This window comes from Bradyrhizobium jicamae (genome assembly GCF_001440395.1).
GTDB classification, from domain to species: Bacteria; Pseudomonadota; Alphaproteobacteria; order Rhizobiales; family Xanthobacteraceae; genus Bradyrhizobium; species Bradyrhizobium jicamae.
Genome location: NZ_LLXZ01000214.1, coordinates 16,894 through 17,095, shown reverse-complemented (window position 1 = coordinate 17,095; position 202 = coordinate 16,894). Strand labels below are relative to the sequence as shown.

Annotated in this window: 1 protein-coding gene; it reads right to left on the bottom strand. The window is 59.9% G+C overall.

Annotated elements, in window-relative coordinates; genetic code table 11:
* Positions 1-202, bottom strand: a 202-nt coding sequence (locus CQ12_RS47845) for a portal protein (protein WP_057840183.1), incomplete at both ends; no start/stop codon positions are given.

The following is a 202-nucleotide window of genomic DNA, read 5'->3' as shown; positions in this document are numbered from 1 at the left end:
GGTGTCTTGGTGCGCACCACACCACCGGGCCGCGACACGAGCAAATCATCCAGCGTGTTTTGGCCCGCGTTGGCTTCGGCGACCTCAACGCGCGGGTTATTGTGCAAATAGAGGTTATCGAGCGCACCGCGGATCAGCGCCGTCTTGATGCGCTGGATATCCATGATCAAATCAGCGACAGACCGGCCGAAGAACCGATGCG